Genomic DNA, 202 nt, shown 5'->3' on the forward strand with positions numbered 1-202 from the left:
CGTGGTGGTCGCGCTCGGCGTGGAAAGCGCGGCGCTCGTCGCGCCGCTGGGCGTGCGCGTGCCGCTTTATCCGGTGAAGGGTTATTCGGCCACGCTGCCGGTGGTCGACGAGCCCAAGGCGCCGCGCGCCGCGCTCATGGACGAGTCGCTCAAGACCGCGATCACGCGTTTCGGGCCTTACCTGCGCGTGGCGGGCACGGCG

Annotated in this window: 1 pseudogene; it reads left to right on the plus strand. The window is 72.3% G+C overall.

From position 1 onward, the window contains the following. Positions 1 to 202 (plus strand): annotated as a pseudogene (locus LDO54_RS39340) (D-amino acid dehydrogenase); the annotation flags it as partial.

The organism is Paraburkholderia tropica (genome assembly GCF_914484835.1).
Taxonomy (GTDB): domain Bacteria; phylum Pseudomonadota; class Gammaproteobacteria; order Burkholderiales; family Burkholderiaceae; genus Paraburkholderia; species Paraburkholderia tropica_A.